Consider the following 15493-nt stretch of genomic DNA (forward strand, 5'->3'; position numbering starts at 1 on the left):
TTGCCCGCCCGCCCCGGCGCGCGCCGACTACTTCAGCGCGTAGGCACGGATGATCGTGTGCTTGGCGGTGTTGCCGTCGGCGTCGGACACCGACGCCCGCAGCGACGCGAACGTCGCGCCCTTCGGGTGGTCGACCTCGGCCACCCACTGGCTCCGGTCGGCGGACAACCGCACCGGCTTCCAGGTGGCGCCGTCGTCGTAGGAGACCTCGACCGCGGGCCTGTTCACCCCGTCCGGGGTGGCGGAGCCGTTGCGCTGGACGTAGACGGGGAACCGGAACCGCTTGCCCGCCTTCGCCGCGTTGTGGTCGTCCAGGTTCGGCGCGAACCGCACCGCGAGCAATGGGAGCGGCGTGAACTCCGTGGCCGGCGTGGTGTCCGAGGTGAACGTCCACTCCGAACTCATCTTGGTGGACAAGGTGCTCGGACGTTCGTCGACCATTCTGACCGTGTAGCGCGACTCCCCCGGCGGCACGAGGAACACCGCGTACCCGTGCCAGCCCTCCTCGTGGATCAGCTCGTCCCCCCGGTACACCTGGGTCGAGCCCGAGCCGAGAACCGACCAACCCTCCCGCCTGGGGTCCTGGTCGCTGTGCAACCCGATGCTGAGCTGGATGGCGTCGCCCTGTCGCCACGACGCCTCGGCGGGTTTCGCCATCGGCGGCTGGCTGGGCCCGAAGACACCGACGTTCCAGCGTTCGGTCACGGTCCTGCCCCGCCGGTACACGACGGGCGTGGTGGCCCGGAAGACCGTGTCGGTACTGAACGAGTCGGGGGCGAGCTCCTCGAAGTACGGGTACCACGGCTCGTTCGGTGAGTAGTACTCGGTGAGCGTCGCCGGCAAGTTCATGGTGACGTAGAACTCCCGGCGGCCGGTGTAGTGGGGCAGTCCCACGGCGTACTCCCCGCGCACCGTGGCCAGCTCCCGGTCGCCCACGTGCGTCGTGAGGTCCGCCGGGACACCACCGCTCCGATCGCGGTGCCGCACGTTGTACAGGTACGGACTGGCGTGGAAGCCCTGCCCCGAGCTGTCGGGCCTGGCCAGCTGGGTCTCGAGGGCCACGTTGAACCGTCCCGGCGCACTGGTTCTCGACGGGAGTACGGCGATCTTGTCGAGGCTCGTGGCGACCAGTTGTTCGCCGACCGTTCCCCAGTCCGCCGTGACCTCCGTCGACAGCTTCGCCGCGAACGAGCGAGCCTCCGGCCGGTCCACGGTGATCCCCGGTCGCACGGCGTCCCGGAGGTCGAAGACGTACCGGCCGGGTCCCGTCACGTTGATCCCCGGCTCCGCGACGAGGACGGCGGCCGCACCATCAGCTCGACTGATGCTTCCGTCCAGGGAGTAGCGGCCGACGGGCAGCCGGACAGTCACCGGGCCCGACTCGTCCAGGGGGACCCAGCTCGCCGTCTGGTTGTCGAGGTCCACCAACCTGGCCAGGTAGTCGCTCGTCGGCGCACCGTTCTCGTCCAGGAAGCTCAGCGTCACCTCGTAGCTCTCCACCTCTCGCGTGACCGTGACCGGGGTGCGCAGGGCGAGCTGCCCGACCGACGCGACGACGGCACCGTCGTAGCCGCCGTCCACCGTGCCGACCCGGGTGTCAGCGGTCAGCACGACCTCGGCACTTCCCCCTGGGGCGAGGGTCACCTGGTCGTGGGACAGGGTGAACATGCCCGCGGGGGCCGGCCCGCCGTTGGCGTCCTCGACCTCCACCGCCACGTTCAGCGTCACGGGCTCGGTTCCGGTGTTGCGGTAGGTGATCGTTCTGGTGATCGGCTCGTCGTCGTTGTGCGGCCACAGGACCGTGCCGAGGCCGATGCTCGGCGGGGAGACCACCACGGGGTTGCGCATCGCCGCGGCGAGGTCCACCCGCCCGGCGCCCTGGTCGACCGCCGGCCGGTCGGGGTTCGGCACGGCCGTGGCCATCAGCCCGGACTTCAGTGCCTCCGGGGACAAGTCCGGGTGCCGCCCGGCGAGGATCGCCGCCGCGCCGGCCGCGTGCGGAACGGCCATGGACGTCCCGGACAGCGACACGTGGCGGTCGCCGACGGGGGTGCCGATCTGGCTGTTCGCGGCCCTCGCGGCCACGATGTCCACCCCGGGTGCGGTGAGGTCCGGCTTGATCGCGCCGTCGGAGCGGGGACCACGGCTGGAGAAGTCCGCGAGCTGGTCCTCCCGGTCCACCGCACCAACGGTCAGTGCGGCGTCCGCGGCGGCCGGGCTGCCGATGTTGCTCAGGCCCGTGTTGCCCGACGCGACCACGAACAGCGTTCCGGTCTCCGCGGTGAGGGAGTTGATCGCCTGCGACATCGGGTCGCTGCCGTCGCTCGACCCGCTGGAGCCGAGGCTCATGTTGACCACGTCAACGCCACTGCGGGCGGCCCACTCCATTCCCGCGATAGCCCACGACTCGTAGCCGCCGCCGACGTCGTCCAGCACCTTGCCGTTCAGCAGCGCGGCGTCCGGTGCCACCCCCCGATACCGCTCGCCCGCGCCGGTGACGATCGACGCGACGTGGGTACCGTGGCCGAATCGGTCGTCCGTGCCGCTCTCGCCACCGGTGAAGTCCTGCGCCCCGACCACCGCGTCGGCCAGGTCCGGGTGCGTGACGTCGATGCCGGTGTCCAGCACCGCGACCGTCGTGCCGGCGCCGGTGAACCCCGCCTCCCACGCCTCGGGCGCACCGATCTGCGGCACGCTGTAATCCAGCGAGGCGCGGACCGGTGCGTCGAGCCAGATCTTCCTCGCCGTCGCCAGGGCTCCGTTCCACAGCGCCGCGTTCGGGTCCGCCTCGACGGCGACGGCGCTCACCGCCGGCAGCTCGCGAACCGTTCTCGCGCCCGCCGCCCGCGGCGTCCGCCCGGGATAGTCCACGATCAGCGGCAACCGGTCGCGGTGAGCGTCGTCGTACTCGGCCTCGACGAGCCCGGTCACGTCGAACAACCGCTCGTCCACCCGCCCTGAGGAGATGTCGGCCAGCACGTCACCCGGCACCACGTGCACGTGCCCGTCCGGATCGGTGCGCGAGTGGAACACGATGTGCTCCCGCCCCTTCGCCGCCCGCACGTCGACACCTCGCGGGCCGCCCATGGTCACCACGTCACCGGTGACCAACGTGACCGTCGCCTCGGGTTCCCCTCGCTGCGGCAACGCCCGCGGTTCGGCCGAGGCCGGGTTCCCACCGAACGTGGCGGCGCTCGTGGCCACCACGATGACCAGACCCGCGACCAGTGTGCGGGCATGCCTGTGGAACATTCGTCCTCCCCCTGTGAGTGGTTGCGGCCGCCGTGACCGGGACCGGTGACACACGCTGTCCGTGGGAGCCCGTGAGCTGTCTGGCCGGACGACGTTCGACGCCGTCCGGCCGCACCTGCTCGCGTTCTGACCTCGTGGGACCGGGCTTCAGCGGGCGGGCAGGCGTTCGACGAGCCCGTCCAGTTCGAACATCAGCTCCGAGCCGTCGACCACCCCGTCGGCATGTATCACCCGCACCACCACGCGTCCGGTCGCGTCGACGAACTCGCGGACCAACGGCCCGTTACCGGGCTCGAAGGTGGGCGTCGCCGGGCCTTCCCCTGGTGGCACCGACCGCGGCTGCGCGGCGGCAGAACCTCCGCCGATGGCGATGGCGGCACTGGTGATTGCGCCGACGGCCAGGCTCACGACCATCGCCCGGGCAAGCTTGGGGTTCATTCGTCCTCCGCGGTCCACGTGGCGACCCTCGTGACCACCACCTACTGACAGAACGCGGAGTGGGGCTTACCGGGTTGCCCGGCGGAGTCAGCCGCAGTCGGTGCCGTCCACCGCTCGGACGTACTCGGCGAAGACCCAGCGGCCGTCGGTGAGCTTGCGGAAGCCGTCCTGGACGACGGTGGTCGCGTCGACCTCCTCGCCCTCGGCGAGCTGGTCCACCACGTTGGCCGGGTTCTCCGCGGGCGCGGAGCGCACGTTCAGGTCGGCGACGGTGGCCTCCACCCGGCAGGGGGCCGAGCCGGTGTCCGAGGCCGGTTCGGCGTTGCTCTGGACGGCGCGTTGCTCGGAGCCCTGCACGTAGAGCATCCAGACGAACAGTCCGAGCGCCAACGCGATCAGGACCCGCTTGGCGTTCCACTTCACGTTCAGCACCTTCATGGAACCCGCTCCCAACGGACGTCGTCAGCGCCTGCCACAGATATAGCCCAGGGCGCTCGGGTCCGAAACGAGCGGGGCCGTGAACCACTCGCAGGATGCAACGGCCCGGCCGGGAAGCGACGTTCCGTCACGGCACGTGCAGACGCACGGACGGCGCCACCGCTGGCGGTGGCGCCGTCCGTGTCCAGCTCAAGCCTCAGGCGGAGGCCATCTTCTTCTGCAGGTTCTCGTCCAGCGTCGCGAGGAACTCCTCGGTGGTCTGGAACTCCTGGTCCTTGCCGACCAGCAGGGCCAGGTCCTTGGTCATCTTGCCGCTCTCGACGGTCTCGATGATCACCTGCTCGAGCGTGTGCGCGAAGCCGGAGACCTCGGGCGTGCCGTCCTGCTTGCCCCGGGCGTCGAGGCCGCGGGTCCAGGCGAAGATCGACGCGATCGGGTTGGTCGAGGTCGGCTTGCCGGCCTGGTGCTGGCGGTAGTGCCTGGTCACCGTGCCGTGTGCGGCCTCGGCCTCGACCTTGCCGTCCGGGGTCATCAGCACCGAGGTCATCAGGCCGAGCGAGCCGAAGCCCTGCGCCACCGTGTCGGACTGCACGTCGCCGTCGTAGTTCTTGCACGCCCAGACGTAGCCGCCCTCCCACTTGAGCGCGGCGGCGACCATGTCGTCGATGAGCCGGTGCTCGTAGGTCAGGCCCTTGGCGTCGAACTCCGACTTGAACTCGTTCTCGAAGATCTCGGCGAACACGTCCTTGAACATGCCGTCGTAGGCCTTGAGAATCGTGTTCTTCGTCGACATGTAGACCGGGAAGCCGCGCTCGAGGCCGTAGCGCAGGGATGCGCGGGCGAAGTCCTCGATCGACTTGCGGTAGTTGTACATGCCGACCGCGACACCGCCCCCCTCGGGGAAGTTCGCGACCTCGAACTCCATCGGCTCACCCCCGTCGGCCGGGGTGTAGGTGACGGTCAGGGTGCCGGGGCCGGGAACCTTGAAGTCCGTCGCCTTGTACTGGTCGCCGTGGGCGTGACGGCCGATGATGATCGGCTTGGTCCACCCGGGCACCAGCCGCGGGATGTTCGAGATGACGATCGGCTCACGGAAGATCACGCCGCCGAGGATGTTGCGGATGGTGCCGTTGGGGCTCCGCCACATCTTCTTCAGCCCGAACTCCTCGACCCGCGCCTCGTCCGGGGTGATCGTGGCGCACTTGACGCCGACCCCGTGCCGTGCGATGGCGTTCGCCGCGTCGACCGTGACCTGGTCGTCGGTGGCGTCCCGGTGCTCGATGCCCAGGTCGTAGTAGTCCAGGTTGACGTCCAGGTACGGGTGGATCAGCTTGTCCTTGATGAACTGCCAGATGATGCGGGTCATCTCGTCGCCGTCGAGCTCGACGACCGTCCCCTGGACCTTGATCTTGGCCATGTGCCGGGATGCTCCTCTCGCGTCCTCGCCCCTAGTCAACCAAACGGTACACGCGTACTGCTATCGCTGCTCCGCCGGCCGCGCCAAGCCGGCCACGGCCGCGATGATCCGCTCCGTGATCTCCGGCTGCACCTCGCCGCCCATGTGCAGGGTGTTGACCGAGAACACCGCGCGCCGGGACAGGTCGCGGGTCGCCGCCATACCGTTGTTGTAGCCAGGCCGGTCGCCGGTCTTGCCCCAGAACTCGACCTTGCCCATGACGAACTTGGCCAGGCCGTGCCCCAGGTGGGCGCGCGGGTTGTTGGCAGGGTTGGTGTCCCCGTCGTAGGCCGGCACGTTTGGGACCTCGAACAACAGCGCGGTCTGCGCCGGGGGCAGCAGCCGCCCGGAGAACAGTGCGACCAGGAACCGGTCGAGGTCGGGCGCGTTGGAGATCATCTCGGCGGCCGCCCACTGGAAGGTCGGGTTGGCCTCGGTGATGTCGGTGTAGGTCCCGTCGTTCTCCTCGTAACCTCGGGCATGCGGACCATGGATCTGCGTGTCGGTGCCAGGCACGACGGTGCCGGTGAGGCCGAGTGGCCGGATGATCCCGTCCCGGACCGCGTCCCCGTAGGGCCGGCCGGTCACCCGCTCGATGACCGCGCCGAGCACCAGGTAGTCGATGTTGCCGTAGCGCTGCTCTGTGCCGGGCTCGAAGAGCATGTCGCGGCCGGTGAACGCGAGGTCGAACAGTTCGGCTGGGGTCCAGGTGCGGAAGCGGTTGGCGAGGAACCAGTCGGGGTCCTTGTGGTCGATCGGCACACCCGGCAGGCCCGAGGTGTAGGTCAACAGCTGTCGCACGGTGACCGGCGCGTAGTCGGCGGGCAGCAGGTCGGGGAGGTAGCTCTGCACGGTGCGGTCAAGGGAGAGCCGGCGCTTGGCGACGAGCTGGAGCGCCGCTGTCGCGACGAAGGTCTTGGTCATGCTGCCGATCCGGAACCGCCCGCGGATCGGCACCGGCGAACCAGTGTGGATGTTCGCCACCCCGGAGGTGCCCTCCCACTGGCCCGCGGAACCCCGAACCTGCAGGAGCGCCCCGCTCGCCTCGTCGTTGGGCAGGCCCTCGATCGCCTCGGTCAGCGCGTCGGGGTCCAGCGGCGGCGGCGGCGTGGTGTCCGCCCCTGCCGCGCCGGCACCGGTGACGGCGAGCGCGGCGGCGACGGTGAGCGTGATGATCGTTCTTCTCATGCCGCAAGCCTGGCGGCGGCGGGTGGGGCGGCCATCCGGGAAAGCCCTGTCCCGGCCCCGGAGCCACCCCGGAGAGCGGGTCAGGGGCGCGCCCCGGCCCACTCCTCCTCGAGCATCGCGTAGACGATCTCGTCCGTCCACTGGCCCTTGACGATCTCGTTCTGCACGAAGTGGGCCTCCCGGCGCAGCCCGAGCCTGGCCATGAGCTTCGCCGAGGAGGTGTTGCGACCGTCGCAGCGGCCGACGATGCGGTGCAGGCCGAGGCCCTCGAAGCCGAGGCGGAGCATCTCGACCGCGGCCTCCCCGGCGTAGCCGTTGCCGTGGAAGGCCGGGTTGAACACGAAGCCGAACTCGCCCTGACGGTGCTCCGCGGAGTGCCAACCGAGGTTGACCTCGCCGACCAGCTCGCCGGTCTCTCGGAGCACCACCGCCAGCACCAGGACCTCGCCCGGCTTCTCCAGTGCCGTCACCGCCATCCGGCGCTTGAGCGCCTCCCGGGAGGCCGCGAGGTCCCGAGGGTCGTTGTAGAGGTAGCGAGCCACCTCGGGGAGCTTCTGGTAGGCGTGTAGGGCGTCGAGGTCCTCGGCGACGAACGGGCGCAGGGTCAGGCGGACGGTCTCGATCGGGTAGGCAGGTCGCAGCACCCGGGAAACCTATCGCGGCAGGTAAAGCAGCCTGCGCAGGCGGCGGTTGCGCCGCAGGACGTTCCGGGTGACCCGGATGGACAGCGAACCGACCAGCAAGGAGACCAGGAATCTCATGCCTGTCAGCATGCGGGCCGGCGCTCGTGAAGTCGTCAACGCGAACGCGACATCCACGCTGCACCCTGTGGCGTAGACCACGCCGGCGGCCTACTCTCGCCGTCGTATCCACCCGCGGCCCGCGTGCCATGATGAGCCGCATGGCGACCTGGCTGACCACGGACTCCGAGTCGAACGAGCTGCTCGACCGCGAGCCGTTGGCGCTGCTCATCGGGATGCTCCTGGACCAGCAGGTGCCGATCGAGACCGCGTTCGCCGGCCCGAGGAAGATCCTGGACCGGATCGGCTCGCTGGACGCGCGGGTGATCGCCGAGTACGACCCGGAGAAGTTCGCCGCCGCCTGCTCCACGCCACCCGCGATCCACCGCTTCCCGGGGTCGATGGCCAAGCGCGTCCAGGCCCTCTGCCAGGAGCTCGTGGACTCCTACGACGGCAGGGCCGAGGCGGTCTGGACCACCGGCGACCCGGACGGCGCCGAGGTGCTCCGCCGGCTCAAGGCGCTGCCGGGCTTCGGCGACGGCAAGGCCAAGATCTTCCTCGCGCTGCTGGGCAAGCAGCGCGGCCTGGCGGCACCCGGCTGGCAGCAGGCGGCCGGCGACTACGCCAGCGCGGGCACGTTCCTGTCTGTAGCCGACATCACCGACCAGGCTTCGCTGCTCGAGGTCCGGGCCCACAAAAAGGAAATGAAGGCCGCCGCCAAGGCGCGCAAGGCCTGATTGCTCACATCTCCGGGCCAGATCACTACCCTGGGCAGCTGTTCAGACACGGACAGAGACTGCTCTCTCGGGTTATTCCGCGATTTTGGTGAGTATTTGGTCTCACCGACTTACTGTTGGGTAACTTGTCACAACGCATATTTGACTGCTGACTGTGTGGTGTTTACCGTTCCCCGCGGGTCGGGAGGATGACTCCGGTGCGGCGCCCAGCTAACGAATGCCAGATTTAACGGAAAGCGGTCCGCGGTGAAGAAGACCTCCATCCGGCGTGGCCGGACCCTGTCCATTCGTACGCGGGTACTGGCCATCGCACTGGTGCCGTGTCTCGTATTCCTGCTGGCCGGCGGCCTGGGCGCGGGATACCTGATCTACGACGCGGCGACGAAGCGGAACTACTTCTCCCTGGCCAGCGAGACCCAGCGGGCGTCCCTCCCGTTGATCATCTCCTTGCAGGAGGAGCGCCGGCTCACCCTGCGGCACCTGGCCAGCCTCGGTACGTTCCAGGCCGACCTGATCAAGCAGCGCGGCCAGACGGACGCGCTGGTAGGGCAGGTGACCAGACCGCTCACCGAGCTCGGCGACATCGCCCCCGAGTCGGTCCGGCGCAACGCCACCCAGTTCGCCGCGCTCATCGCCCAGCTGCCGCAGCTGCGCCTACGCGTGGACGGTGCCCAGATCGGCATCGACGAGTCGTTCGACTTCTACAACCAGATCATCGACCAGTTCATCGAGGGCACCCAGGGCCTGGCCCAGTTCGGCCCGGACGCCGAGTCGGTGCACCAACTGGGGATCACCGTCGGTCCACTGCTCACCGCGGCCGACCAGATGCAGCGCGCGGACGCCCTGGCCTCGGCCAACACGGCCGGCGGCGGGCTCTCCGACGACGACTTCCGCATCTACCAGTCGCTGGTCAGCGCCTACCACCTCCAGCTCGAGAACAGCATGAAGCTGGTCGAGCCGGCGGCACGCGGGCAGTACACGGTGCTCAAGGGGAGCCCGGCCTGGCAGCGCCTGGTGTCGGTGGAGAACACCCTGCTGCGCGGCGGGTCGCAGATCCCGATCTCCGAGGACCTGTGGCGTGGCGCCGCCCAGGAGGTCTCGACCAACCTCATGGGGCTGCTCACCACCCAGGCCCGCGCGACCATCGCCAACGCGGTCGACCGGGTGGACACCACACTGGTCCGCTCGATCATCGCCGGTGCGCTCGTCCTGCTGCTGGCGGCGGCGGTGTCGCTGTTCGCGTTCCGGCTCTCCCGGCGGCTCATCGAGCGGCTCACCCGCCTGCGCGGCGAGACGCTGCAGCTGGCCGAGAAGAAGCTGCCCGAGCTGGTGGAGAAGGTGCGGACCGGCGCTGACGTCGCCGTCGACGACTCGATCCGCCTCTCCGGCCACGGCGCCGACGAGATCGGCGAGGTGGCCGACGCGTTCAACAAGGCACAGCAGACGGCCGTCGCCGCCGCCGTGCAGGAGGCGAAGACCAGGGAGGGCACCAAGACGGTGTTCCTCAACATCGCCCACCGCAGCCAGGTCATCGTGCACCGCCAGCTCAAGGTGCTCGACGAGGCCGAGCGCCGGCAGGAGGACCCCGAGCAGCTGGAGATGCTCTTCCAGCTCGACCACCTCTCCACACGCGCCCGCCGCAACGCGGAGAACCTGATCATCCTCGGTGGGGGCCAGCCCGGGCGCCGGTGGCGCAACCCGGTCAGCCTCACCGAGCTGACCCGCGGCGCCGCGGCGGAGACCGAGGACTTCGCCCGAGTCAAGATCACCAAGTTGCCGCAGGTCGCGGTGAACGGGCCGGTGGTCGGTGACCTCGTGCACCTGCTCGCCGAGCTGATCGACAACGCGACGTCGTTCTCGCCGCCCGAGTCCCGGGTGGAGGTCCGAGGCAACGTCGTCGGCCGGGGCGTCGCACTGGAGATCGAGGACCAGGGGCTGGGCATCGAGGGCGGCCGGATCGAGTCGCTGAACCAGATGCTGCAACAGCCGCCGGACTTCGGGATCATGGCGCTGTCCACCGAGCCCCGGCTGGGCCTGTTCGTGGTGGCCCGGCTGGCCGCCCGGCACGGGATCTCGGTGACCCTGCGCGAGTCCGCCTACGGCGGCACCCGGGCGATCGTGCTGGTCCGCGCCGACCTGCTGACCGAGGCACCCTCACCCGAGGCCGCCGGCCCGCGGACAGGACCGACCACCGGTCCCAGGACGGCCCCGACGGCACCCGTCGTGCCGGTGCCGACGCCGGCCGAGACCTCGGCCGAGCGCTCCGGTCCCTCGGCGACGGTCCTGCCGATGCCCACGTCGTTCCTCCAGTCGCTGCCGGAGTTCCCGGTCGTCGCGGCGAAGCCCGGCGAGGACCTGTTCCGGCCGCAACGGCCGGTGGAAGAAACGCTGGAGTCCTCCCAACCGATCCCCCCTCCGAGGCCCTGGCCCGTGGCCGAGCCGGAGCCGCCCACCCCACCGGTGCCCACACCCATGCCGTCGTTCGTCCCGCCGGCGTCGGTCGTGCCGACCCCGGAGCCGGTGGCGGCGCCACCGGCGACGCCCGGCCGACCGCCGCTTCCGCAGCGGCGTCGCCAGCAGAACCTGGTGCCGCAGCTGCGGGAGGAACCGGTGGCGGCCTGGTCGGAACCGGAGCCGACCGAGGACAGCCCGGACGCTGCCCGCAGCCGGCTGTCGGCGTTCGTCCAGGGCACGAGACGGGGTCGCGCGGAGCCGGCTCCGGGGGAAGCTGACGGAAACGGCGAGACCAACCGCGAGAACACTGTGGGGAGCGTGCGCAATGGCCAACACCGCGCTGAATGAGCTGGACTGGCTGCTCAACGACCTCGTCAAGCGGGTCGCGGGCGTCGACCGGGCGGTCGTCCTGTCCGCCGACGGCCTGCTGATCGGCAGATCGGGCAACCTCAGCGAGGCCGACGCCGAGCACCTCTCGGCGGTCGCCTCGGCGTTCCAGAGCCTCGCCCGCGGAACCGGCCGCCACTTCGGCGGCGGGCACGTGCGGCAGACCCTGGTGGAGATGGACCACGCGTACCTGTTCGTCACCGCCGCGGGGCAGGGCGCGTGCCTGGCACTGCTGGCCGAGGAGTCCGCGGACGTGGGGATGGTCGCCTACGAGATGAACCTGATGGTCAAGCGGGTCGGCGCGGTGCTCACCGCCCGGCCGCGTGAGGCAATGGGTCGCGCGGTGCCATGACCGCCGACCAGGAGGCGTGGTTCGACGATGCTGCCGGACCGCTGGTCCGTCCCTACGCCGTCACCGGCGGGCGGACCAGGTCCGACACGATCGGGCTCGACCTCATCACGCTCGTGGTGGCCGTGCGCGAGCACGCCGACCACCTGGAGCCGGAGTCGCTCCGGATCCTGCAGGTCTCCCAGAAGCCGATCTCGGTCGTCGAGGTCGCGGCGGCGGTGAACCTGCCCCTGCAGGTGGTGAAGGTGCTCCTGAGCGACCTGATCACCCAGAACCTCATGATCTACCGGTCGGCCATGCAGACGACGACCCAGGCACCCAGCCCCCACGTCCTCCAGGCGGTTCTCGATGGAATCCGGAAACTCTGAACGCAACGTCTCCGCGGCGGCGGTCAAGATCGTCATCGCGGGCGGGTTCGGGGTGGGCAAGACCACGATGGTGGGCTCGGTGAGCGAGGTCCCGCCGCTGCGGACCGAGGAGCTCATCACCGAGGCCTCCGCGGGGGTCGACGACCTGTCCGGCGTGGAGTCCAAGCACACGACGACCGTGGCGCTGGACTTCGGCCGGATCACCATCAACCCGCAGCTGATCCTGTACCTGTTCGGCACGCCCGGTCAGGACCGCTTCTGGTTCATGTGGGACGAGCTGGCCCGAGGAGCGCTGGGCGCGGTCGTGCTCGCCGACACCCGCCGGCTGGACAGCTGCTTCCCGGCCGTCGACTTCTTCGAGCGCCGCGGCCTCCCGTTCGTGGTCGGCGTCAACTGCTTCGACGACGCCTACCACTACACGGTGGACGAGGTCCGCATGGCGCTGGACCTCGACCCGAGCGTCCCGGTCCTGCTCTGCGACGCCCGCGGCCGCGAGTCGACCAAGCAGGTGCTGATCACGCTGATGCAGCACGTGATGTCCCGGGCCGGCCTGACCGGAGCGGCCTCCGGCCGCTGAGCCGGCACGACGAGAAGGAGCAGTGTGTTCACCTTCACCAGGGCGTTCAGCGGGTTCTCGGTCGACGACATCCCCGCGGCCCGCGCGTTCTACGCGGACACGCTGGGGGTGCGGGTGACCGAGGCGAACGGCATGCTCACGCTGCACCTCCCGGACGGGCGGGAGACCCTCGTCTACCCGAAGCCCGACCACCGGCCGGCCGAGTACACCACGCTCAACTTCGTCGTCGAGGACGTCGAGGCGGCGGTGGACCAGCTCACCGCGCTCGGCGTGCGGTTCGAGCGCTACCCGGAGTTGGACGAGAAGGGCGTGTTCCGCGCCGAGGGGCCGCCGATCGCCTGGTTCCGCGACCCCGCCGGCAACGTCCTGTCGGTCATCCAGGTCTGATCACATCCGGTCCGGTGCCGCGATTCCGAGCAGGTCGAGCCCGAGCGCGAGCACTCGGGTGGTCAGCTCGCACAGCGCCAGCCGGCTCGCCCGTGTCGCGGGCTCGGCTCGCAGGACCGGGCAGCGCTCGTAGAACGCGGTGAACGCGGTGGCCACGCCGTAGAGGTAGGCGCAGAGCCGGTGGGGCTCGAGCGTCTCGGCCAGATCGGTGAGCACGTCGGCCAGGCCGAGCAATGTGATCGCCAGCTCCCGCTCGGCCGGCTCGGTCACCCGTACCGCACCCGGGGCGTCCTCGGTGCGCCGGGCGATCGCCCTGCCGCGGGCGTGGGCGTACTGCAGGTAGGGCGCGGTGTTGCCGTCGAAGGCGAGCATGCGGTCGTAGTCGAACGTGTAGTCCTTCATGCGGTCGGTGGCGAGGTCGGCGTACTTCACCGCGCCGATCCCCACCGCCCTCGCCACCGCGTCGAGGTCGACCCCGTCGGTGCCCTCCGTGTGCCGCTGCCGGACCTGCTCGCCCGCCCGGGCCACGGCCTCGTCCAGCAGCTCGGTGAGCCGGACGTTCTCCCCGGCGCGGGTGCGCAGCATGCGCCCGTCCTCGCCGAGCACCGAGCCGAAGCCGACGTGCTCGGCGCGGACCTCGTCGGTGAGCCAGCCCGCCTCCCGAGCGGCCTGGAAGACCATCTGGAAGTGCTCACGCTGCGGGGTGCCGACCACGTACAGCAGGCGGGTGGCCCGGAGGTCGAGGATGCGGTGTCGGATCGCCGCGAGGTCGGTGGTGTCGTAGCCGTAGCCGCCGTCGGCCTTGCGCACGATGAGCGGCAGCGGCTCGCCGTCCCGGTTGGTGAAGCCGGCCGGGAAGACGCAGTCCGCGCCGTCGCTGCGGCGGAGCAGGCCGAGCCGGTCGAGCTCGTCGGCGACCGCGCCGAGCACGGGCTGGTACCGGCTCTCACCGGCGAGGTCCGCCGCGGTGAGCGTGACGCCGAGCCGCTCGTATACCTCCTCGAAGTACCGCACCGACAGGCCGACGACCGTGCGCCACAGCCGCAGCGTCGTCTCGTCCCCGGCCTGCAGGGCGACCACCCGACGGCGGGCCCGCTCGCGGAACCCGTCGTCGGCGTCGAACTTGCGCCTGGCCTCCTGGTAGAAGGCGTTGAGGTCGCGGATGGAGTGGTCGGCGGACTCCTCGTCGAGCAGCTGCTCGACGAGCATGCCGAACGGGGTGCCCCAGTCGCCGAGGTGGTTCTGCCGGACCACCCGGTGGCCGAGCCACTCGAGCAGGCGCGCCGCGGCGTCCCCGATGATCGTCGAGCGCAGATGCCCGACGTGCATCTCCTTGGCGGCGTTGGGCGAGGAGTAGTCGATGACGACGGTCTCCGGCTCGACGCTCGGCACCCCCAACCGCTCGTCCGCGCGCATCGCCTCGACCAGGTCGGCCAGCACGTCGTCGCGGAGGGTGAGGTTGACGAACCCGGGGCCGGCCACCTCGGTCGCCGAGCACAGGTCCTCCAGCGGGTCCTGGGCGAGGACGGCCTGCGCCACCTCCCTCGGCACGCGCCCCAGGCGACGCCCCAGCGCGAGCGCGGCGTCGGCCTGGAAGTCGGCCCGCTGCGATCGTCGCACCGCGGGATCCACCGGTTCGGCGGCGACCGCGGAGAAGGCGGCACCGAGACGCTGCTGGAGGATCGCGAGGAGGCCGGTCATGCCGCGACAGTAGCGACGGACACCAGCGAATTTCCTCACCCTCGGCGAGCGGGGGTCCTGGGCCAGGACGGCAGCCAGGTCGGCTCCCGCGGCGGTGCCAGACCGGCGAAGTGGTCGATGACTGCCGCGAGCCCGGGGTGCGGGTTCGTTCGGCGGAAGATCAGCGACTGCGGGTAGGCGATCGTCGGGTTCACCACTGGGATGCGCCGCAGGTCGTAGCTGGCCGGCCAGACCAGGCGGTCGCGGGTGCCGACGAGGGTGGCGACGTCCGCGGAGTCCGCGAGCGTGTCCAGGAGCACCTCGATGCCGAAGTTCGGTCCGGTCCCGTCGACGCGGAGGCCGAGGTCGGCGGCGAGCTGGTCGTAGAACTCCGCCCACTCACTGCGGGGTGCGATGCCGGGCACCCAGATCCGGTGCCCGCGCAGCCGGGCCGGGGTCAGCGTGCGCGCTACGGCGAGCGGATGCCGCGGACCCACGAGGAGCTCCACCGGGAAGTCGGTCACGTGGACCATCTCGACGTCGGGCGGCAGCGCGGCCGGGTCGGTGACGGTGCGGAAGGAGGCGTCGACCTCACCTGCCCGGACGGCGGCGACCGCCTCCCGCGGGTCGCCGGCCTTCACGGCCACCACGTCCAGCTCGGTGCCGGGATGGGACAACCAGTAGTCGTGCAGGACCACCGCCTGTCCGGTCCGGAACCCCAGGACGTCGATCCGCAGGGCGCGAGCCTCCGGCCTGACCGCGGCGATGCCGCGGTCGACCCCGGCGACGACCGTCCGGGCGTGTGGGAGGAACGCCTGGCCGTCGAGCGTCAGCTCCACGCCGCGAGCGGTACGGGTGAACAGGCGGACAGCCAGCTCACGCTCCAGGGCGGCGATCCGCTTCGAGACCGCCTGCTGGGTCACCCCCAGCTCGTCGGCGGCATGTTGCAGCTGTCCGAGCTCGGCGGCCAGGACGAACGAGCGCACCGCCTCGGTGTCCACCTGTCCAGCGTAGATCCCACAACCGGTCGTTGTGGCTCGGT

The 15493-nt window shown here is 70.6% G+C and carries 14 protein-coding genes; 6 read left to right on the top strand and 8 right to left on the bottom strand.

Features of this window, described 5'->3' with window-relative positions:
• Positions 1–27: 27 nt before the first annotated feature.
• The 6 genes from BU204_RS26365 to BU204_RS26390 form a co-directional block, all read right to left on the bottom strand.
• Positions 28–3252, bottom strand: coding sequence for a S8 family serine peptidase (locus BU204_RS26365; RefSeq protein WP_075128450.1), 3225 nt, complete (start codon positions 3250–3252; stop codon positions 28–30).
• Positions 3253–3399: 147 nt separating this feature from the next.
• The gene (locus BU204_RS26370) at positions 3400–3690 is read right to left on the bottom strand and encodes a hypothetical protein (RefSeq protein ID WP_075128451.1); all 291 of its coding nucleotides are present in this window, start codon (positions 3688–3690) and stop codon (positions 3400–3402) included.
• Between the two features lie 87 nt (positions 3691–3777).
• Positions 3778–4128: an SH3 domain-containing protein gene (locus BU204_RS26375; protein WP_075128452.1), complete on the bottom strand. Its 351-nt coding sequence runs from the start codon at positions 4126–4128 to the stop codon at positions 3778–3780.
• A gap of 196 nt (positions 4129–4324) precedes the next feature.
• Positions 4325–5545: an NADP-dependent isocitrate dehydrogenase gene (locus tag BU204_RS26380; protein WP_075128453.1), complete on the bottom strand. Its 1221-nt coding sequence runs from the start codon at positions 5543–5545 to the stop codon at positions 4325–4327.
• A gap of 60 nt (positions 5546–5605) precedes the next feature.
• Entirely contained in the window at positions 5606–6772 is a 1167-nt protein-coding gene (locus BU204_RS26385; protein WP_083661657.1) for a serine hydrolase domain-containing protein, read from the bottom strand.
• Between the two features lie 80 nt (positions 6773–6852).
• Positions 6853–7416, bottom strand: a complete 564-nt coding sequence (locus BU204_RS26390; protein WP_075128454.1) for a GNAT family N-acetyltransferase — start codon at positions 7414–7416, stop codon at positions 6853–6855.
• Positions 7417–7673: 257 nt separating this feature from the next.
• Here BU204_RS26390 and BU204_RS26395 point away from each other — a divergent pair, with 257 nt between their 5' ends.
• The 6 genes from BU204_RS26395 to BU204_RS26420 all read left to right on the top strand — a co-directional run bounded on the left by BU204_RS26395 (position 7674) and on the right by BU204_RS26420 (position 12771).
• Positions 7674–8249, top strand: a complete 576-nt coding sequence (locus tag BU204_RS26395; protein ID WP_198943005.1) for an HhH-GPD-type base excision DNA repair protein — start codon at positions 7674–7676, stop codon at positions 8247–8249.
• A 246-nt stretch (positions 8250–8495) separates the two neighbouring features.
• Positions 8496–11051 carry a sensor histidine kinase gene (locus BU204_RS26400; RefSeq protein ID WP_075128455.1) on the top strand — a complete coding sequence of 852 codons (2556 nt, stop codon included), beginning with the start codon at positions 8496–8498 and terminating at the stop codon, positions 11049–11051.
• On the top strand, positions 11029–11442 hold the full coding sequence (locus BU204_RS26405) for a roadblock/LC7 domain-containing protein (RefSeq protein ID WP_075128456.1): 414 nt from the start codon (positions 11029–11031) through the stop codon (positions 11440–11442). Before BU204_RS26400 ends, BU204_RS26405 begins: the two co-directional genes overlap by 23 nt.
• Positions 11439–11807, top strand: a complete 369-nt coding sequence (locus tag BU204_RS26410) for a DUF742 domain-containing protein (protein WP_075128457.1) — start codon at positions 11439–11441, stop codon at positions 11805–11807. Before BU204_RS26405 ends, BU204_RS26410 begins: the two co-directional genes overlap by 4 nt.
• On the top strand, positions 11788–12384 hold the full coding sequence (locus BU204_RS26415; RefSeq protein WP_075128458.1) for a GTP-binding protein: 597 nt from the start codon (positions 11788–11790) through the stop codon (positions 12382–12384). The genes BU204_RS26410 and BU204_RS26415 overlap by 20 nt, the downstream gene beginning before the upstream one ends.
• 24 nt (positions 12385–12408) lie before the next feature.
• Entirely contained in the window at positions 12409–12771 is a 363-nt protein-coding gene (locus tag BU204_RS26420) for a VOC family protein (RefSeq protein ID WP_075128459.1), read from the top strand.
• Here BU204_RS26420 and argS read toward each other — a convergent pair whose 3' ends face one another.
• Both argS and BU204_RS26430 read right to left on the bottom strand, forming a co-directional pair.
• Positions 12772–14472 (bottom strand): arginine--tRNA ligase, encoded by a 1701-nt coding sequence (gene argS, locus BU204_RS26425; protein ID WP_075128460.1) that lies wholly within the window; start codon positions 14470–14472, stop codon positions 12772–12774.
• Positions 14473–14507: 35 nt separating this feature from the next.
• On the bottom strand, positions 14508–15452 hold the full coding sequence (locus BU204_RS26430) for a LysR family transcriptional regulator (protein ID WP_075128461.1): 945 nt from the start codon (positions 15450–15452) through the stop codon (positions 14508–14510).
• Between the last annotated feature and the right edge of the window lie 41 nt (positions 15453–15493).

Source organism: Actinophytocola xanthii (assembly GCF_001921205.1).
Classification (GTDB): domain Bacteria; phylum Actinomycetota; class Actinomycetes; order Mycobacteriales; family Pseudonocardiaceae; genus Actinophytocola; species Actinophytocola xanthii.

Excerpts from the sequence above, each read along its gene's own strand:
- BU204_RS26365 (WP_075128450.1), bottom strand. The coding sequence starts at position 3,252 with ATGTTCCACAGGCATGCCCGCACACTGGTCGCGGGTCTGGTCATCGTG.
- BU204_RS26370 (WP_075128451.1), bottom strand. The coding sequence starts at position 3,690 with ATGAACCCCAAGCTTGCCCGGGCGATGGTCGTGAGCCTGGCCGTCGGC.
- BU204_RS26375 (WP_075128452.1), bottom strand. The coding sequence starts at position 4,128 with ATGAAGGTGCTGAACGTGAAGTGGAACGCCAAGCGGGTCCTGATCGCG.
- BU204_RS26380 (WP_075128453.1), bottom strand. The coding sequence starts at position 5,545 with ATGGCCAAGATCAAGGTCCAGGGGACGGTCGTCGAGCTCGACGGCGAC.
- BU204_RS26385 (WP_083661657.1), bottom strand. The coding sequence starts at position 6,772 with ATGAGAAGAACGATCATCACGCTCACCGTCGCCGCCGCGCTCGCCGTC.
- BU204_RS26395 (WP_198943005.1), top strand. The coding sequence starts at position 7,674 with ATGGCGACCTGGCTGACCACGGACTCCGAGTCGAACGAGCTGCTCGAC.
- BU204_RS26405 (WP_075128456.1), top strand. The coding sequence starts at position 11,029 with ATGGCCAACACCGCGCTGAATGAGCTGGACTGGCTGCTCAACGACCTC.
- BU204_RS26410 (WP_075128457.1), top strand. The coding sequence starts at position 11,439 with ATGACCGCCGACCAGGAGGCGTGGTTCGACGATGCTGCCGGACCGCTG.
- BU204_RS26415 (WP_075128458.1), top strand. The coding sequence starts at position 11,788 with ATGGAATCCGGAAACTCTGAACGCAACGTCTCCGCGGCGGCGGTCAAG.
- argS (WP_075128460.1), bottom strand. The coding sequence starts at position 14,472 with ATGACCGGCCTCCTCGCGATCCTCCAGCAGCGTCTCGGTGCCGCCTTC.